The organism is Propionibacterium sp., assembly GCF_047719395.1.
Taxonomy (GTDB): Bacteria; Actinomycetota; Actinomycetes; order Propionibacteriales; family Propionibacteriaceae; genus Propionibacterium.
Map to the genome: position 1 here is coordinate 1 of NZ_JBDNTB010000061.1, position 1,909 is coordinate 1,909.

The 1,909-nt window shown below is 66.8% G+C and carries 2 protein-coding genes; both read left to right on the top strand.

Annotation, left to right across the window (positions count from 1 at the left end):
- The first annotated feature begins 168 nt into the window (after positions 1-168).
- Positions 169-978, top strand: a complete 810-nt coding sequence (gene lipB / locus ABF648_RS10310) for a lipoyl(octanoyl) transferase LipB (RefSeq protein ID WP_415632199.1) — start codon at positions 169-171, stop codon at positions 976-978.
- Positions 975-1,909: lipoyl synthase (locus ABF648_RS10315; protein ID WP_415632190.1), on the top strand; the 935-nt coding region annotated here is incomplete at its 3' end. The genes lipB and ABF648_RS10315, both read left to right, overlap by 4 nt.

The window sequence follows — 1,909 nt, forward strand, 5'->3', positions numbered from 1 at the left end:
GCCGGTCGGGGAGCGGTTTTGCCGGGCGTCTGGGCTGGTTGGTTTGTGTCTACGGCACGGGCGGGGGCCCTGCCCCCGTGCGCGGGCCCGCGGCGCTTCTTGGGGCGCCGGGTCTTGACTAGCATGGCTGCCGTGACCGCACTGCAGCAGGACTCCACCGCACGAGGAATTGACGCCGAGGACCACAACGACCGTGGCGATCGGGTCAAGGTTGCCCATCCTGCGGGCCTGGCAGTCGAGAAGCACTGCCTCGATGCCCGGCCGGGCAGTCTCTATGACTATCAGGAGGGCTGGGACCACCAGCGCGAGCTGCTGGAGCGGGTCTCCCATCACGAGATCTGCAATCAGCTGCTGCTCGTGCAGCACGAATCCGTGTACACCGCCGGGCGCGAGACCACGCCGGAAGAGCGTCCCTTCGACGGGCGTCCCGTCATCGATGTGGACCGGGGCGGCAAGATCACCTGGCACGGGCCCGGCCAGCTGGTGGGCTACCCGATCGTCTTCTTGCAGCGCGGCATCGGCCCGGTGGACTATGTGCGCAGGGCCGAGGAAGCGGTCATCAGGCTGCTGGATGGCTATGGGATCCGGTCTGGACGAGTGCCAGGCCGCACCGGCGTGTGGATCGCCTCCGACGGCGTCGGGCCGGAACGCAAGATCTGCGCCATCGGCGTGCGCTGCCGCCACCAGACGACGATGCACGGCTTCGCACTGAACGTCGACCCTGCATTCGACTCCTTCAACAACATCGTTCCTTGCGGTATCCAGGATGCCGATGTCACCTCAATCCGTCGGGAGCTGGGCCATGCGCCGAGTCTTGACCAGGTGGCCGATGCGATGTATCCGCTGCTGGCCGAGCTGCTCGAGTTCAAGCCATATGAGATGTCACCTGACATCCCCCGGCGCGCGCACCGTGCCTTCCACCATCCGACCGCTGAGATCTTGGCACCGGTGGCGACTCCGAGGGTGGTGCGGCTGTGAGCGCCGAGGCCCAACCCGGCAGGCGGCTGCTGCGCATCGAATCTCGCAATGCCCGTACTCCCATCGACCACGACCGGCCGGAATGGCTGAGGACCCGGGCAGTCGTGGGGCCGGAGTACAAGGACATGCGTGCCCGGATGGCTGGCGACTCGCTGCACACGGTCTGTCAGGAGGCGGGCTGTCCCAACATCTTCGAGTGCTGGGAGGACCGCGAGGCCACCTTCCTCATCGGGGGTGACAGGTGCACCAGACGCTGCGACTTCTGCCAGATCGAGTCGGCCAAACCGGCCGGTTTCGATCGTGGTGAGCCGCTGCGGGTGGCTCAGTCGGTGCGTCAGATGGGTCTGCGCTATGCGACCGTGACCTCTGTCTGCCGCGATGACCTGCCCGACGAGGGCGCCTGGTTGTGCGCCGAGACGATCCGCCAGATCCACTCGCTCAATCCCGGTGTCGGGGTGGAGATGCTGGCCCAGGACTTCTCCGGGAAGGCCGATCTTCTCGGGACCGTCTTCGATGCGGGACCGGAGGTGTTCGGTCACAATGTGGAAACCGTGCCGCGGCTGTTCCGCAGGATCCGCCCGGGATTCAGCTACGAGGGTTCGCTGGATGTGCTGCGCGCGGCGCACGAGGCGGGCCTGATCGCCAAGTCGAATGTGATCCTGGGAATGGGGGAGACCGACGAGGAGGCCGAGCAGGTGCTGCGCGACATCCGCGCCACCGGAGCGGAGCTGGTGACGATCACGCAGTACCTTCGGCCCCACAAGCTGCTGCGGCCGGTGGATCGCTGGGTCACCCCGGCCCAGTTCGTCGCCTTCGGGAAGCTTGCCGAGCAGCTCGGTTTCGCGGGTGTGATGAGCGGCCCGCTGGTGCGTTCCAGCTACCGCGCCGGACGCTTGTATCGGCTAGTGATGGCTGGAGGCCATCGCGCTTA